The sequence below is a fragment of the Comamonas serinivorans genome (genome assembly GCF_002158865.1).
Taxonomy (GTDB): Bacteria; Pseudomonadota; Gammaproteobacteria; order Burkholderiales; family Burkholderiaceae_C; genus Comamonas_E; species Comamonas_E serinivorans.
The window spans coordinates 1,535,858-1,550,539 of sequence record NZ_CP021455.1 but is presented as its reverse complement, the minus strand read 5'-3'; the positions used below and the strand labels follow the sequence as shown (position 1 = coordinate 1,550,539).

The 14,682-nt window shown below is 69.2% G+C and carries 14 protein-coding genes; 10 read left to right on the top strand and 4 right to left on the bottom strand.

Annotated features, from left to right (window positions below):
- Positions 1 to 18: 18 nt before the first annotated feature.
- The 4 genes from CCO03_RS06620 to CCO03_RS06605 form a co-directional block, all read right to left on the bottom strand.
- Complete coding sequence (locus tag CCO03_RS06620; protein ID WP_087278874.1) at positions 19 to 2,337, bottom strand: AAA family ATPase; 2,319 nt, start codon at positions 2,335 to 2,337, stop codon at positions 19 to 21.
- A gap of 5 nt (positions 2,338 to 2,342) precedes the next feature.
- Positions 2,343 to 2,588 (bottom strand): hypothetical protein, encoded by a 246-nt coding sequence (locus tag CCO03_RS06615; protein ID WP_087278871.1) that lies wholly within the window; start codon positions 2,586 to 2,588, stop codon positions 2,343 to 2,345.
- Positions 2,589 to 3,282: 694 nt separating this feature from the next.
- Positions 3,283 to 4,236, bottom strand: coding sequence for a tripartite tricarboxylate transporter substrate binding protein (locus CCO03_RS06610; protein WP_087278868.1), 954 nt, complete (start codon positions 4,234 to 4,236; stop codon positions 3,283 to 3,285).
- 514 nt (positions 4,237 to 4,750) lie between these two features.
- A complete protein-coding gene (locus CCO03_RS06605; RefSeq protein ID WP_087278866.1) occupies positions 4,751 to 4,951 on the bottom strand; it encodes a heavy-metal-associated domain-containing protein in 201 nt (66 codons plus the stop codon).
- A gap of 167 nt (positions 4,952 to 5,118) precedes the next feature.
- On the opposite strand from CCO03_RS06605, the gene CCO03_RS06600 reads away from it, so the two are divergent.
- From CCO03_RS06600 to CCO03_RS06555, 10 genes are all read left to right on the top strand, one after another.
- Positions 5,119 to 6,141 (top strand): Bug family tripartite tricarboxylate transporter substrate binding protein, encoded by a 1,023-nt coding sequence (locus CCO03_RS06600; RefSeq protein ID WP_087278863.1) that lies wholly within the window; start codon positions 5,119 to 5,121, stop codon positions 6,139 to 6,141.
- 326 nt (positions 6,142 to 6,467) lie between these two features.
- Positions 6,468 to 7,316: a transporter substrate-binding domain-containing protein gene (locus CCO03_RS06595; RefSeq protein WP_087278860.1), complete on the top strand. Its 849-nt coding sequence runs from the start codon at positions 6,468 to 6,470 to the stop codon at positions 7,314 to 7,316.
- 35 nt (positions 7,317 to 7,351) lie between these two features.
- Positions 7,352 to 8,086 (top strand): amino acid ABC transporter permease, encoded by a 735-nt coding sequence (locus CCO03_RS06590; RefSeq protein WP_087278857.1) that lies wholly within the window; start codon positions 7,352 to 7,354, stop codon positions 8,084 to 8,086.
- Positions 8,079 to 8,738 carry an amino acid ABC transporter permease gene (locus CCO03_RS06585; protein WP_087278854.1) on the top strand — a complete coding sequence of 220 codons (660 nt, stop codon included), beginning with the start codon at positions 8,079 to 8,081 and terminating at the stop codon, positions 8,736 to 8,738. Before CCO03_RS06590 ends, CCO03_RS06585 begins: the two co-directional genes overlap by 8 nt.
- A complete protein-coding gene (locus tag CCO03_RS06580; protein WP_087278851.1) occupies positions 8,735 to 9,562 on the top strand; it encodes an amino acid ABC transporter ATP-binding protein in 828 nt (275 codons plus the stop codon). Before CCO03_RS06585 ends, CCO03_RS06580 begins: the two co-directional genes overlap by 4 nt.
- Positions 9,559 to 10,851: a M20 family metallo-hydrolase gene (locus tag CCO03_RS06575; protein WP_087278848.1), complete on the top strand. Its 1,293-nt coding sequence runs from the start codon at positions 9,559 to 9,561 to the stop codon at positions 10,849 to 10,851. Before CCO03_RS06580 ends, CCO03_RS06575 begins: the two co-directional genes overlap by 4 nt.
- 40 nt (positions 10,852 to 10,891) lie before the next feature.
- Entirely contained in the window at positions 10,892 to 11,602 is a 711-nt protein-coding gene (locus CCO03_RS06570; RefSeq protein ID WP_087278845.1) for a DUF1989 domain-containing protein, read from the top strand.
- Between the two features lie 72 nt (positions 11,603 to 11,674).
- Entirely contained in the window at positions 11,675 to 12,394 is a 720-nt protein-coding gene (locus CCO03_RS06565; RefSeq protein ID WP_087278842.1) for a helix-turn-helix domain-containing protein, read from the top strand.
- Positions 12,395 to 12,466: 72 nt separating this feature from the next.
- A complete protein-coding gene (gene speB / locus CCO03_RS06560; RefSeq protein WP_087278839.1) occupies positions 12,467 to 13,411 on the top strand; it encodes an agmatinase in 945 nt (314 codons plus the stop codon).
- 221 nt (positions 13,412 to 13,632) lie between these two features.
- Positions 13,633 to 14,607 (top strand): Gfo/Idh/MocA family protein, encoded by a 975-nt coding sequence (locus CCO03_RS06555; protein WP_087284313.1) that lies wholly within the window; start codon positions 13,633 to 13,635, stop codon positions 14,605 to 14,607.
- Positions 14,608 to 14,682 lie beyond the last annotated feature (75 nt).

Genomic DNA, 14,682 nt, shown 5'->3' with positions numbered 1-14,682 from the left:
ACTGCCTCATACTCAGATTCAACACGCCTGAACCGCGCCCGCCTCAAACGCCTGCCAGGCCGCCGCCCAGGGCTCCAGCGCATCCTGGGGCGCCGGCAGATCCAGCCCGGTGGTGGCCGCAAACTGCGCGGCATCGACGAAGCCGTGGGCCAGCAAGGCCCGCACCAGGCGCTGGAACGGCTCGCGCGCCTCGGCCAGCAGGCGCTGGGCGCGGGCGAACTCGGCTTGCAGCGTGGCCTCGATGGCGGCGTTGCTCGGGGCCACCTCGGTGTTCAGGTGCTGGTCGGCCTCGTGGCTCACGTCGACGCGGCTGAGCTGCGCGCCCATGGCCCAGTGGCGGTGGTAGCGCGCAGCCTGCTCGGTGGCGGTGGCCAGGTCCTGCTCGGCACCGGTGCTCACGGCGTCGGCGCCGAAGACCCATTGCTCGGCCGCCCGGCCCGCCAGCGTCACGCAGACCTCGTCGCGCGCCATGCGGCGCGATTCGGCGACGCGCGGCGTGTAGCTGGCGTAGCCGCCCTGGAACGACGCCACGTTGATGCGCACCTCGGTGGGCGGGCAGCGGTTGAGCAGCGCGTAGGCCAGGCCATGGCCGGCCTCGTGCACGGCCAGCAGCGTGCGGAAGTCGGGCTGGGCGCGCTTGCGCAGCTGGTCCAGCTCGAGGTGCAGCGGCAGCTGGTGCTCGGCCAGCACGGCGTCTGGCGCGGCCCCGCTGGCGCGCAGGCGCAGCACCAGCCGCTTGCTGTCGGCGCTCACGTCGAGCTCGAGGCTGGCCGCACCGTGGCCGTCTGCCGTGGGTGCCACGGGCACCGACTGGGCTTGCGCCTGTTCCAGGGCCCAGATCGCCCCCTGCACCAGGCTGGGCCCCAGCACGGCATGCACGGTCGAGAACACGGGCCGCGTGCCCTGCACGGGGAACACCGCGTTCTGGTAGAGCGCGGCCCGCAGCGCCGGCGTGAGCTGCACCCGCAGGCCCAGGCGTTCGCGCACGCCCGCCAGCTGCGCCTCGCAGGCATGGGCGATCAGCCGCTCGTACGCCTGGCGCGTGAGCGACGGGAACACCAGGTGCTGGTTGCCCAGGCGCGCGACCTGTTCCGGCTTGAAGCGCTTGGCCAGCGCGGCCTTCACGTCGATGCTGGACAGGCGCTGGGTGAAGCGGTGGAACACATCGGCCTCGGTATCGCAGTCCTGCACGCGCTTGGCCACGCCCTGGTACATCTCGTCCAGGTTGCCGGTGACCAGGATCAGCAGCTTGCTGTGGTCCGTGCCCCAGGCCCGCGGATCGGCGCGGAAGGCCGTCAGCCGCTCGCAGACCTCGGCCGGCGTCCAGCGCATGATCTCGGTCACCGACTCGCGCAGCTTGAGCGCCTGCTGGATGTCACGCGCGTCCCAGGCCGAGAGGTGGTAGGGCGACTGCTGCCGCTGCGCGCGCCGGGCCTGGTCTTTGCGGCGCTCTTCCTCGGTCTCCAGCTCCAGCAGCGCGTTGGCGGCCTCCGCACTGGCCTGCGCCTGCTGGTGCTGGTGGTAGGCCAGCTCCATCTCGATGCGGTCCAGCACCCCCAGGGCGGGCGACAGGCGCCCGTCCGACAGCAGCGCCCACACGTCCTGGTAGCGCTTGACGGCCAGGTCCTCGCCCTTGCGGTCGATGGTGCGAAAGCGCTGGAACTCGTCGAGCAGCAGCACGCCGGGCTCGCCCTCGTCGATGGCCGATTGCGCCAGCATGCCGGCGATGGCGTCGCGGCCCTGTCCGCCGTGGCTGAAGCCGTCCATCTGCACCTCGACGAAGCGGTCGTAAAAGCCCAGCAGCTGCACCAGCCGGCGCGCCAGCTGGGTCTTGCCCGTGCCCGTCAGCCCCCAGAGGCAGACGATGACGGGCCGGTCGATGAGCTCCGGCAGCAGGTACCAGGCGCGCACGGCATCCACCACGCGGTCGATCAGCGCGTCCAAGCCGAACAGCTCGGCCTTCAGCGTGGCGGCCGTGGCCGCCAGCACCTGTTGACGCCGGGCCATGCGCTGGCGCAGCGCGGGACCATCCAGGGCGGGGCTGCCCGCGGCGGGTGCCGCGCGGTGCGCAGCGGCGTCCTCAATCGGTCCCGCCGTGGCGGCGTCCGTCGGCGCGGGGTTCACCAGGGTTGGGTCCACCTCGGCTGGGTGTGCGCCGGGCAACGGCGCCGCGACCTTCGGCCCGGCGGGCGCCATCGAAGGTGTGGACGCGGCGCGCTCAGCCCGCGGCGAGGTGAGCCGCGCATCCACGGCGGAGGGGGCCGCGGTGGTCACGGCAGGTTCGGCGCGTGCGTGAGCCAGCCCATCGGCCGCCGCAGGGGTGTGCAGGGGGTTCATGTTCGTCAATCCATGTCCTTGGCGCCGCCGCGCGTGAGTTGGCGCAGCGCCACCTTGTCGGCGCGGCGCTGTGCGCCCTGGCTGCGGATGTGCTTGCCGGCACCGGCGACCATGGCCCGCAGCGCGAGGCCGCGTGCCACGGGGTTGCGCGGCGGGGGCAGTGGCACCTGCAGCACCAGGGGTTGGCGCATGCGGCGCAATTTCTTGATGTGTCCCAGCGCGTCGTCGCGCGAGAAGGTCTTTGCACTCATGTGCACTCCAAAGCAAAAAGCCCCGGCAACGCACGGCGGCCAAGGCTTTTCGGGCCACGGCGGCGGTGCGACAAAAGGCGTGCACGGCCAGCCGGGGCGGATGGAGGCACGTCAGGGTTGAGGGGTGCGAATCAAGAACATGGTCATGGGCATCTCCTGCGCGAGATGGGGGCGGGTCAGCGTGGTCGGTGAGGCCGGGCCGCCCCACACAGGGGTTTCAGCGCCAGGCCCTGCACCACCGCCTGCCGGCGAGTGTGGGGGTCTTTGAAAGAGGGTCGATTGTGAAGCCGCGCCGCGCGCGCTGGCAAGGCATCGGCGCCACTGGCCGCAAGCAAAGGCCGCAACGCGGCGATTTCGTTGTCCAGCCGCCACACACCGGCCGGGGCGTGATCGGTGGCCGACTGTGCGTGTCGTCGCGCCATGACAGACAGGTGCAGGTTACGCATGCACCGCAGACCACGGCTGCACGTGCACCCCGCGTGCGACGCCCGCAGGTCTGCGCGTTCGCCGGCTTGCGCGCCGACTCTGCCCCGGCGCAGATTCAGCACAAAGCACAAAGCACAAAGCACAAAGCACAAAGCACAAAGCACAAAGCACAAAGCAGTATGGCCGGATACCCGTTCATGATCGAACGGCAATCCGGCCATACTGCGTTTTTTTGGCCAACCTCGTCAGGTTGGCCTGGGCACTGCGCTCAGTTCAGCGTCAGGCCCTTCACGATCTCGCCTTCGCGCTTGAACATCTCGGCCGCGAACTTGGTGTAGGCGGCGCTGTCCAGGTAGTAGGGGCGCACGGCATTCATGGTGAGCTGCTTCTGGAAGTCGGGATCGTCCATGGCGGCCTTCACGGCGTTCTGCAGCTTGGTGACGATGGCGTCGGGCAGGCCCTTGGGACCTGCCAGGCCGTTCGGCGACGGGATGTCGATCGGGTAGCCCGATTCACGCAGCGTGGGGATGGTGCCGAAGGCCGGCGGGCGCTTGTCGGCCGTCGTGGCCAGCGCGCGCAGCTTGCCGCTCTGGATGTAGGTGTGCGCGCTGTTGGCGAACACGCCGACCTTGATCTGCTTGCCCAGCACGGCGTTGATGGTTTCCGAATCGCCCTTGAACGGCACGTGCGTGAACTGGGCGCCCGTGGCCTTCTCCAGCGCGGCCATGGCGATGTGGTTGCCGGTGTAGTTGCCGGGCGTGCCGTAGGTGATCTCACCGGGGTGGGCCTTGGCGTAGTCCACCAGTTCCTTGACGGTTTTGAACGGCGAATCCGGCGGCACGGTGATGACGAAGTCGTAGGTCATGAAGGTGGCGATGTAGCGCACGTCCTTGACCGGGTCGTACTGCACCTTCTGCACATGCGGCTGGCGGAAGATGCCGGCCGGCGTCAGCGTCAGGCGGTAGCCATCGGGGCGGGCGCGCTTGATGTCCAGCACGCCCATGGCGCCGGCGGCGCCGGGCTTGTTCTCGATGATGACGCTCTGGCCCAGCTGCTTGGACAAGGCCTGGCCCAGGGCGCGGCCCATGATGTCGCTCACGCCGCCGGCGGCGTAGGGCACGATGATGGTCACGGGGCTGTCGGGGTAGTCCTTCGCCATGGCCACACCACTGGCCAGGGCAGCACTGGCTGCCAGCATCAAAGCGAAATGACGTCGTTGCATTCGGCACATCCTCAAAAAGGGGTCACAAACCCTTGCCGCTGGATGGGGTCGCGCACGGCGAAACCCAGGAGCAAGATGCACCTAGGTCAAAACAATCCAACAGTCAGCAAGGGGAAACCCTCAAGGTTACCCCAAGGCGACAGCTCGGCCATCCGTGTTGGCCACATGCCGGACGAGCGTCATGGGTTTGGACCGCGCATCGGCATGGCGCTGCGTTCAGCGCGTTGGGCCGGCGCCCGCCCGGCCATTGGCGAGGCGATGGGGGATGCACGTCGGGATGCCGTCGTCGGCCTCCTGCAGGCCCGTGGGTGACCACAGCGCCAACGACCGGCCCAAGCCGTGGGGGAGGGGCTGAGGCCTCATGCCGTACGCATGACACCGATGAGCACGTCATCACAGGGTATGGTCACATCCCCGTTTCAAATTAAACGGCAACTGCCCCATACTGTGCAAAATCAGCGATGTCGACGATGAGGCATCCAAGCCTGCAAGCCCAAGGCAGCACGCCGCGCCATCAGCCTTGGACCGCATAGCCCGCCTGCGCAATCGCCTGCGCCAGGGCGGCAGCGGGCTGGCTGCTCGCCACCTCGACCCGGCCCGAGGCCAGGTCGATCGTGACCTGCGCCTGCGGGTCCAGCGCCTGCACGGCCTGCGTCACCGCGCGCTCGCAGTGGCTGCACGACATGCCCTGCACGTGGAAAGTCTGTGCGCTCATGGGGGAATCTCCAATTCAAACCTCTGAATGCCGCATGGTAGCCAGCCAGCGCCACGTGGGCGACAGCACCACCGTGTAAATACCGTGGTCCCGGGGTCTGGCTTGGCATCTCATGCGGAGGTTTGAACCGAGCGCCACCGTGCCCGCCCCTCAACCCGGAGACTCGAATGCCTGCCACCCCTGCCGATTCCGCCACCCGGCCCCTGCCCTCGTCTCGTCCTGCACCCGCCTGGGCCAAAGCGCTGTGCGCGGGCCTGCTGCTCGCCAGCTGGGCCGCGGCGCCCGCCCTGGCGGCCTACCCCGACAAGCCCATCAAGCTGGTGGTGGGCTACCCACCCGGCGGCGCCGGCGACACCGTGGCCCGCCTGTTCGCTCAGCCGCTGTCTGAGAAGCTGGGCCAGCCCGTCGTCGTCGAGAACAAGCCCGGCGCGGGTTCGGTGCTGGCCGCCCAGGCCGTGACGGGTGCCGCGGCCGATGGCTACACGCTGCTGTTCACCGGCAACTCCATGCTCACGGTCAACCCCTACACCTTCAAGTCGCTGCCCTACGACCCGCGCCAGGGCTTCACGCCCCTGGCCACCGTGGCCATCATGCCGCTGGTGCTGCTGACCACGCCCACCGGCCCCGCCACCGTGGCCGAGCTGGTGACCCGGGCCAAGGCCGAACCCGGCAAGTGGTCGTTCGGCTCGTACGGCCTGGGCAATGCCCCGCATTTCGCGGGCGAGATGCTCAACCGCGCCGCCGGCATCCAGATGGTGCACGTGCCCTTCAGCGGCAGTGCGCCCAACCTCACCGCGCTGCTCGGCGGGCAGATCCCCGTGTCCATCGACTCGGTGCTGGCCTCGGCCCCGCACCTCAAGGCTGGCAAGCTCAAGCCCCTGGCCACGTTCTCGGACAAGCGCCTGCCGAACTTCCCCAACGTGCCCACCATCGGCGAAGCGGGCTACCCCAAGGCCGGCCTCGACACCTGGCTGCTCTTCCTGGCCCCGCCCAAGCTGCCGGCCGAGGTGCGCAAATCCCTTGAAGACGCCTTCACCGAACTCGCCAAGCGGCCCGACGTGGTGCAGAAGATCGTCGACCTCAACCTCGTGCCCCACCACGACGACGGCGTCAAAACCCAGGCCCACATCGAGCGCGAGCTCAAGGCCATGAAGGACATCGCGGCCGCCGCCGGCATCCAGCCGCAGTGAAGCGCTCTGCTTTTCCGCCGGACATGCGGTGAGCGCCACACCCAGCCGGTGCACCAAAGTCGACCTTCCTCCGATGCATGCCGGTGCACATGCACCGGCACCGCCCCGCCTCACGCCACGCCGGCCGAGCTGACGCCGCTGCGCGCCTGAGCGCGGCACGCCGCGAAACCCGCATGCCCACAGGGCGCGGCCGGGGACATCCGCACGACAGGGTCCTGCCCTTCAAGTTGGCATGCAACATGCTTTCGATCCATGCAAGTGACTTGCATGAAGCGATCACCATGCCGCCCCCCGGGCGCAACTTGCCTTGATCGAGAAAGACCGTGATGACCCACCGCCGCACCGCCCTGATTCAGCTGACCTTCGCCGCCGCCAGCCTGCTGGCGGCCACAGGCGCCCACGCGCAGAACGTGCTCGAAGCCATCCAGGCCAAGAAGGAAATCGTCGTCGGCACCGAAGCCCAGTTCGCACCGTTCGAGTTCCTGCAGGACGGCAAGATCGTCGGTTACGGCCCCGACCTGATGAACCACGTGCTGGCGGGGTTGCCCGGCGTCAAGGTCAAGCAGCTGGATGTGCCCTTCCAGGGCATCCTGCCTGGGCTGGCCACCAAGCGCTTCGACTTCATCATCACCTCGGTCACGGTAACCCAGGACCGCGCCGCCAAGTTCGCCTTCACCCTGCCGATCGCCGACGCCACCACTGCCCTGGTGCGTCGCACCGCCGATACCGCCCTGGCCACGCCCGCCGCCATCGCCGGCAAGACCGTGGGCTCGCAGGCCGGCTCGGCCCAGCTCAAGGCCCTGCAGGCGCTGGCGGCCAAGCTCAAGGCCGAAGGCAAACCCGCCGTCAACGTGCGCGAATACGTCAGCTTCGACGAGGCCTATGCCGACCTGGCGGCAGGCCGGCTCGATGCCGTGGCGCAATCCCTGGCCAACATCGCCACCCTGACCAAAACGCGTGGCGACACCTACGCGCTGGTGCCCGGCGCCATCGGCCCCAAAACCTATTTCGCCTGGGTCGGCCGCAAGGACGCCGCGAGCGCGCCGCTGGTGGCCTTCTTCAACCAGGGCATTGCCGAGGCGCAGCGCAGCGGCAAGATGGCCGAGCTGCAGCGCAAATGGTTCGGCTTCACCATGGACACCCCCACCGACAAACTCCCCGCGCCCAGCCTCTGACCTTGGCTGCAAGCTGAATCGGATAGAGGTATGCCATGAATGCCGATGGTGTGTTGGACAGGCTGGCCGCTTACCTGCCTGTGATGCTGCAAGGGGCCGGCATCACGCTGCTGGTGTCGGCATTGGCCATCGGGCTGGGCCTGCTGGGCGGCGCCGTGCTGCTGGGGCTGGCCCAGTTCAGGCAGGGCCGCAGCCCGCTGGCCTGGGCGGTGGCGCTGCTGGTGAGCTTCATGCGCGGCACGCCCCTGCTGGTGCAGCTGTTGATGGCGTTCTACCTGCCCAGCGCCGTGGGCGTGGACCTGCCGCCCTTGCTGGTCGCCATCGCCGTGATGGGCCTGAACTCGGCCGCGTTCCAGTGCGAGATCCTGCGCGCCGGCCTGGCCGGCATCCCGGCGGGCCAACTCGAAGCGGCGTACAGCTTTGGCCTGGGTCAGCGTCAGGTGTTCTGGCACGTGCAGCTGCCGCAGCTGGCGCGCGCCGTGTGGCCCGCGGTCGTCTCCGAGTCCATGGACGTGGTCAAGAACTCGGCCATCGTCTCGGTGATCGCCGTGGCCGACCTGGCCCGCGTCACGCGACAGATCTTTGCCGCCAACTTCCGCCCGCTGGAGGTGTTCCTCAGCGCCGGCGTGGTCTACCTGCTGCTCACCGGCACGGTCTTCGCGCTGGGCACCTGGCTGGGCCAGCGCATGCGTCAGCCGCGCACGCCACGCCCGCCTCGCTCATCGGGCCTGTCGACGCCGGCTGACTCGCTGGGAGTCCGCCATGTTTGAGCTTGCCCTGATCCCTGACCTGTTGCCGCTGTTCGCGGGTGCCACGCTGCGCACCCTCGCGCTGCTGGCCACGGCCTTGCTTGGCGGTCTGCTGATGGGCTTTGGCATGAACCTACTGCGTCAGTCGCTGCCGGCGCTGCAGCCGGTGTACTGGGCCTACGTGGGCCTGATGCGCGGCCTGCCCTTCCTCATCCTGCTGTTCATCACCTACTTCGGCCTGCCGTCCGCGGGGCTGGAGCTCAGCCCCTTCGCCGCCGCCGCCGCGGCGCTGTCGCTGTACAGCGGCGCCTACTTCGCCGAGATCTTTCGCGCCTGCTGGCAGGCCATCCCGGCCGGCCAGATCGAGGCTGCCCGTGTCCTCGGCATGGGCTCCATGCAGGTGTTCTGGCACGTGCAGGCGCCCCAGGCCCTGCGCGCCTCGCTGCCGCTGCTGGCCAATCAGGCGGTGCTGCTGCTCAAGGACTGCGCACTGGCCTCGGTCATCACCTATCCCGAACTGACCATGACGGCCAGCAAGGTGGTGTCCGAGCAGTTCATCTACCTGGAACCCTACCTGCTGCTGGCCGCCTGTTACTGGCTGCTCGCCATCGCCCTCGACCTGCTGGGCCGCTGGCTGACGCAACGCTTTCGCCTGAAAGGAGCGACCCGATGAGCGCCCCCCTTCCCATGATTTCCCTGCGCCAGGTCGGCAAGCACTTTGGCCCCCACCGCGTGCTGGGTGACATCAGCCTGGACGTGCAGGCCGGTGAAGTCGTCACCCTGATCGGCCCCTCGGGCTCGGGCAAGACCACCTTGCTGCGCTGCATGAATTTCCTCGAGGCCTACGACGAGGGTGAGGTGCGCATCCGTGGTGCCCTGCTGGGCTGGCGCGACGCGGGCGCCAACCGGGTGCGCGACACCGAGCGCGGCATCGCCGAAGTGCGGGCCCCGCTGGCCATGGTGTTCCAGCAGTTCAACCTGTGGCCGCACATGAGCGTGCTGGGCAACGTGATGGCGCCGTTGACCCTGGCTCAGGGCCTGACCGACGCCCAGGCCCGCGAGCGGGCCCTGCAGGCGCTGGACCGCGTCGGCATGGCCGCCAAGGCCGATGCCATGCCGGGCCAGCTCAGCGGGGGCCAGCAGCAGCGCGTGGGCATCGCCCGCGCGCTGGCGGTGCAGCCCCAGGTCATGCTGCTGGACGAGCCGACCTCGGCGCTGGATCCCGAACTGGTCGACGAAGTGCTGGAGGTCATCCAGTCCCTTTCGCGCGAGGGCATGACCATGGTCATGGTCACCCACGAAATGAGCTTCGCCGCCGGGGTCTCCTCGCGCATCGTGTTCATGGAACAAGGCCGGATCGTCGCGGTGGGTTCGCCGGACGAGATCGTGCGGCGCCCCCAACACCCGCGCATCCAGGCTTTCCTGCAACCCTGGATCCGGCGCAGCCTGGGCCAGGGCAGCCAGCCCCATCACACCTCGACCGAGGCCGCAGCATGACCTCCACGGCATCCCCCACCACCCCGCCCCAACTCCCCATCGACGGCGCCCGCCTCATCGAGCGCCTGAGCGCGCTCGCCAGCTTTGGCGGCTCGGTCAAGAGCGGCGTGGCCCGCGAAAGCCTCACCCCCACCGAGCTGGCTGCGCGCCACTGGCTGGCCGCGCACTACGCCACGCGCCCCGGCTACCTCGTGGGCGTGGATGCCGCCGCCAACCTGCACATTCGTCGCCTGGGCCAGTACGACGAGCTGCCGTTTGTCATGACAGGCAGTCACATCGATACCCAGCCTCTCGGTGGCTGGCTCGATGGCGCCTTCGGTGTCATGGCCGGGCTGGAGGTGTTCGACGCGCTGGACGACGCCGGCCTGCGCACGCGCCGCAGCCTGCAGGTGGTGGCCTGGACCAACGAGGAAGGCTCCCGCTTTTCGCCGGGGCTGATGGGCTCGCAAGCCTATGTGCAGCCTCAGGCGCTGGCGGGCTATCTGCCCGTGTGCGATGCCCGCGGTGAATCGTTCGGCCAAGCCCGCGACACCGCCCTGCACGCCTTCGACCAAGCGGCCGACGCGGGTGGCTGGTCCTGCTTTGCCCCCGAGCCCGCACAGCCAGTGCATGCCTACGTTGAAGCCCACATCGAGCAAGGGCCGGTCCTCGAACGCGAGGGCCTGGCGCTGGGCATCGTCGAAGCCATTCAAGGGGTGCGCTGGTACCAGGTCGTGGTGCCCGGCCGCTGCGCGCACGCCGGCACCACGCCCCTGGTCGACCGCGACGATGCCCAGGCCAAGGCCATCGCCCTGGCCCATGCGCTGCTGAGCCACGCGGCCGAGGCCGCCCAGGCCGGCGACGATGCACTGCGCGTGACCATCGGCCGCTGGGCCTGCCAGCCCGACGCCATCAACACCATTGCCGACCGCGTGAGTTTCACGGTGGACCTGCGCCACCCCGACGCCCACGTGCGGGACGCGTTCGACCGCCTGTTGCGGCGCCTGGCCCCAGACGGCTCCCAGATCACGCTGCTGCAGGACAAAACCACCACCGCCTTCGACCCCGCGCTGGTGACGCTGTTGGGCGAGGCCGCCGAGCGCCGTGGCCTGGCCGCACGGCGCATGGTGTCGGGCGCGTTTCACGACGCCATGCCGCTGGCCGGCCACGCACCCACCGCCATGCTGTTCGCGCCCAGCCTGCGCGGCGTCAGCCACCACCCCGAAGAACACACGCACAGCGCAGACCTGGTGGCTTGCACCCAGGTGCTGGCCGACGGCCTGCTGGCCCTGGCCGAGCCCATGCGCTGATCGTCGCTTTCCCACCACCTGCTCCATCAAGGACCTCGACATGCTGGACACCACCGTTTCCCCTCTGCCCACCTCCGTGACCGACAACGGCGACCCCGTGGGTCACAACCGCTCGGACCGCGAACCCATTGCACCCGACGGCTGGCCCGTGCTGGGCCAGCGCTACGAGGTGCCGGCTCGCCACGGCCGCGCGGTTCGCCTCAAGCAGGGCCAGGCCATCAAGATCATCAACACCCATGGCCTTCAGGTGTGCGACACCTGGGCCTTCAAGGCCGACGACCTGAGCGAGTTCATGTCCATGGAACACGCGCGCGCTTTCATCGACCGCATCATTCCGCAGCCCGGAGACCCGCTGGTGAGCAACCGCCGCCGTCCCATCATGACGCTGCTGGCAGACACGTCGCCCGGCGTGCACGACACGCTGATCGCCGCCTGCGACGCCTACCGGTACCAGAATCTGGGCGTGCACGAGTACCACGACAACTGCGCCGACAACATGCGGCTCGCCCTCAAGGCCATTGGCCTGCGCGCGCGCGAGGTGCCCCAGCCCTTCAACCTGTGGATGAACATCCCCGTGGGGGCCGACAACGGCATCCAGTGGCTGCCGCCCGTGTCCAAGGCCGGTGACCACGTGGTGCTGCGCGCCGAGATGGACTGCGTGGTGGTCATGTCGGCCTGCCCGCAGGACATCGTGCCCATCAACAACAAGCAGCCCGTCGAGGTGCACTTCGAGGTGCTGGCCAGCGCTTGACCCGGCAACGTCCGCCCCTCGCGTCATGTCATCCAGCCCCGGACCTGCCCCCTGCTCACGGAGAAACCCCGCATGCCCGTGCCCCGCAAGCCCGCCCCTGTCGCACGCCGCTCGACGCCCCCTGACCATCCGCCCGCCGCGCCGGCGCAGGTGGCCAGTCCCCGGCCCACACGGGTGGCCCATGCCCCGGCAGACGCCTTGGCAAAGCCCTTGGCGCCCAAAGCGCCTGAGTCCCTGTCCAGGCTGGGCTCGCGCATCAAGCATGCACGCATGCTGCACGGCATGACGCTGAAGGTGCTGGCCGAGGCGGCACAGTGCTCGGAGAGCCTGCTCTCGCGCGTGGAACGCAGCCAGACCATGCCCTCGCTGGCCACCCTGCACCGGCTGGCCGCTGCGCTGGACACCAACGTGGCCGAGCTGGCGCTGGACGAAGCCCCTGTCGCCTCCCCCATCACCCGCGCCGGCCAGCGCCACGAGTTGGCCTTTGGCGGGCGCCCCAACCAGCCGGGCATCCGGCTCGAACGCGTGGTGATGCCGGTGCGCGGCCAGCTGCTGCAGGCCGACATCCACGTGCTGGATGCAGGCGCTGCCAGCCTGGACGCCATCACCCACGCCGGCGAAGAGATCGGCTACGTGATCGCAGGCGAGCTGGAGCTGCGCCTGGGCGACGAGGTACACCAGCTGGGGCCGGGCGACACCTTCCACTTTCCCAGCGACACCCCGCACAGCTACCTCAACCCCGGCCGTGCCACCACACGCGTGCTGTGGGTGAACACGCCTGCCACCTTCTGACTTTGAACACAGTATGCCAATTCAGCCGATTCATGTTGATCGGCCATGACCGCATACCCCTGATTCCATCTCATGCCCGCCACCGACACACGCCAACAGCAGCTGCCACGCTATGCCGGCATCCCCACCTTCATGCGCGTGCCGTTCGCGTCATCGCCGCAGGGCGTGGACATCGCCCTGGCCGGCGTGCCGTATGACGGCGGCGTCAGCGCCCGGCCCGGCGCCCGCCATGGCCCGCGCGAGATGCGCAACCAATCGAGCATGGCGCGCGGCATTCACCCCACGCTGGGCTTCAACCCCTTCGAGGTCTGCCGCGTGGCCGACATCGGCGACGTGCCCTTCACGCGCGTCTACGACGTCGAAGCCGCGCATGCCGAAATCCGCGACTTCCTGGCGCCGTATTGCGCCGCCGGCGCCAAGGTGCTGGTGGCTGGCGGCGACCACTCCATCACCTACCCCATCTTCCAGGCCATGGCGCGCCCACAGCCGCTGGCCATGGTGCACATCGACGCCCACACCGACACCTGGGACGAATTCGCCGGCAGCAAGTTCACGCATGGCTCGCCCTTCCGCCGCGCGGTCGAAGCCGGCCTGCTCGACCCCACGCGCACCATCCAGATCGGCATCCGCGGCGCCCAGAATTCGGACGAAGGCTGGCGCTACTCCCTGGACCACGGCATGCGCGTGGTGTTCATGGACGAGTTCGAAACCCTGGGTGTGGCCGGCGTGATCGCCGAAGCGCGCCGTGTGGTGGGCGACGCCCCCGTCTACCTGTCCTTCGACGTCGACGGTCTGGACCCGGTGTTCACGCCCGGCACCGGCACCCCCGAGATCGGCGGCCTCACCACGCGCGAGGCACTGGCGCTGCTGCGCGGCCTGGACGGCCTGAACGTCGTCGGCGCCGATGTGGTCGAGGTCGCACCGCCGTTCGACCCCAGCGGCAACACCGCCCTGGTCGGTGCCACCCTGATGTACGAAGCCCTCTGCCTGCTGGCCCGCAGCCACGTTCCGCGCTGAAGCCCGATCAACGTGCCGGCCCGGCCTTGCCGCTGCCGGCTCCACGGCCGACAGGCTGGCGGCAGCATGAACCATCGCCTGGGTGACCGTGAGCAGGCCGCCCCGGCGCCACGAGACGCTGGCAGGCGCCGCGCCTCCCGATGCGCCCGCAACAGCCCCAGGCGCCAGCCGCGCGACAATCCGTGCCCAAGGCGGCCCACCGCGCCGCTGCACGCACAGCCATGTCCACCACCTCGCACCCCAAACGCTTTGCCCTCATCGGCGCCGCCGGCTACATCGCGCCACGCCACATGCGCGCCATCCAGGACCTGGGCCACCAGCTCGCCGTGGCCTACGACGTGAACGACTCGGTCGGCATCATCGACAGCCTGCACCCCCAGGCCGAGTTCTTCACCGACTTCGAGCGCTTTTACGACTTCTGCTGGCGGCTCAAGCGCGACCCCGCCACCGCGCTCGACTACGTCATCGTCGCCAGCCCCAACCACCTGCACCACGCCCACACCACCGCCGGCTTGCGCCTGGGCTGCGACGTGATCTGCGAAAAGCCGCTGGTGCCCACGCTGGACCTGCTGGACGACCTTGCGCTGGTCGAGCGCGAAACGGGCCGGCGCGTCTACAACATCCTGCAGTTGCGCCACCACGAGGCCATCCGCGCGCTGCAGGCCAAGGTGGCCGCCACCCCGGCCGGCCAGAAGTTCGACGTGGAGCTGACCTACATCACCTCGCGCGGCAAGTGGTACCACCAGAGCTGGAAAGGCGACCCGCGCCAGTCCTACGGCGTGGCCACCAACATCGGCGTGCATTTCTTCGACATGCTGCACGTGGTCTTCGGCCAGCTGCAGGCCAGCGAGGTCTACCTGAGTGCCGACGACAAGGCCATCGGCTACCTGGAGTACGAACGGGCGCGCGTGCGCTGGTTCCTCTCCATCGACGCGGCCGACCTGCCCGCCGAGGTGCAGGGCAAGAAAACCACCTTCCGCAACATCCGCATCGGCAACGAGATGCTGGAGTTCTCGGAAGGCTTCACCGACCTGCACACCGTCAGCCTGCGCGAAATCGTCGCCGGCCACGGCTATGGTCTGGCCGATGCGCGCCACTGCATCGCCACCGTCAGCGCCATCCGCACGGCGCGGCCCGTGGCGGCCGCCACCGAACGGGCCCACCCCACGCTGGCGCGCACTCTGACCAACCCATGACATTCACCAAGTATGCGCCTCCTCTCGTTTTCCAATTAACGAAAACTGGCCCATACTCCTGGTTCAATACTCCTC

Excerpts from the sequence above, each read along its gene's own strand:
- speB (WP_087278839.1), top strand. The coding sequence starts at position 12,467 with ATGCCCGCCACCGACACACGCCAACAGCAGCTGCCACGCTATGCCGGC.
- CCO03_RS06590 (WP_087278857.1), top strand. The coding sequence starts at position 7,352 with ATGAATGCCGATGGTGTGTTGGACAGGCTGGCCGCTTACCTGCCTGTG.
- CCO03_RS06555 (WP_087284313.1), top strand. The coding sequence starts at position 13,633 with ATGTCCACCACCTCGCACCCCAAACGCTTTGCCCTCATCGGCGCCGCC.
- CCO03_RS06575 (WP_087278848.1), top strand. The coding sequence starts at position 9,559 with ATGACCTCCACGGCATCCCCCACCACCCCGCCCCAACTCCCCATCGAC.
- CCO03_RS06615 (WP_087278871.1), bottom strand. The coding sequence starts at position 2,588 with ATGAGTGCAAAGACCTTCTCGCGCGACGACGCGCTGGGACACATCAAG.
- CCO03_RS06565 (WP_087278842.1), top strand. The coding sequence starts at position 11,675 with ATGCCCGTGCCCCGCAAGCCCGCCCCTGTCGCACGCCGCTCGACGCCC.
- CCO03_RS06600 (WP_087278863.1), top strand. The coding sequence starts at position 5,119 with ATGCCTGCCACCCCTGCCGATTCCGCCACCCGGCCCCTGCCCTCGTCT.
- CCO03_RS06610 (WP_087278868.1), bottom strand. The coding sequence starts at position 4,236 with ATGCAACGACGTCATTTCGCTTTGATGCTGGCAGCCAGTGCTGCCCTG.
- CCO03_RS06580 (WP_087278851.1), top strand. The coding sequence starts at position 8,735 with ATGAGCGCCCCCCTTCCCATGATTTCCCTGCGCCAGGTCGGCAAGCAC.
- CCO03_RS06605 (WP_087278866.1), bottom strand. The coding sequence starts at position 4,951 with ATGAGCGCACAGACTTTCCACGTGCAGGGCATGTCGTGCAGCCACTGC.
- CCO03_RS06570 (WP_087278845.1), top strand. The coding sequence starts at position 10,892 with ATGCTGGACACCACCGTTTCCCCTCTGCCCACCTCCGTGACCGACAAC.
- CCO03_RS06595 (WP_087278860.1), top strand. The coding sequence starts at position 6,468 with ATGACCCACCGCCGCACCGCCCTGATTCAGCTGACCTTCGCCGCCGCC.
- CCO03_RS06585 (WP_087278854.1), top strand. The coding sequence starts at position 8,079 with ATGTTTGAGCTTGCCCTGATCCCTGACCTGTTGCCGCTGTTCGCGGGT.
- CCO03_RS06620 (WP_087278874.1), bottom strand. The coding sequence starts at position 2,337 with ATGAACCCCCTGCACACCCCTGCGGCGGCCGATGGGCTGGCTCACGCA.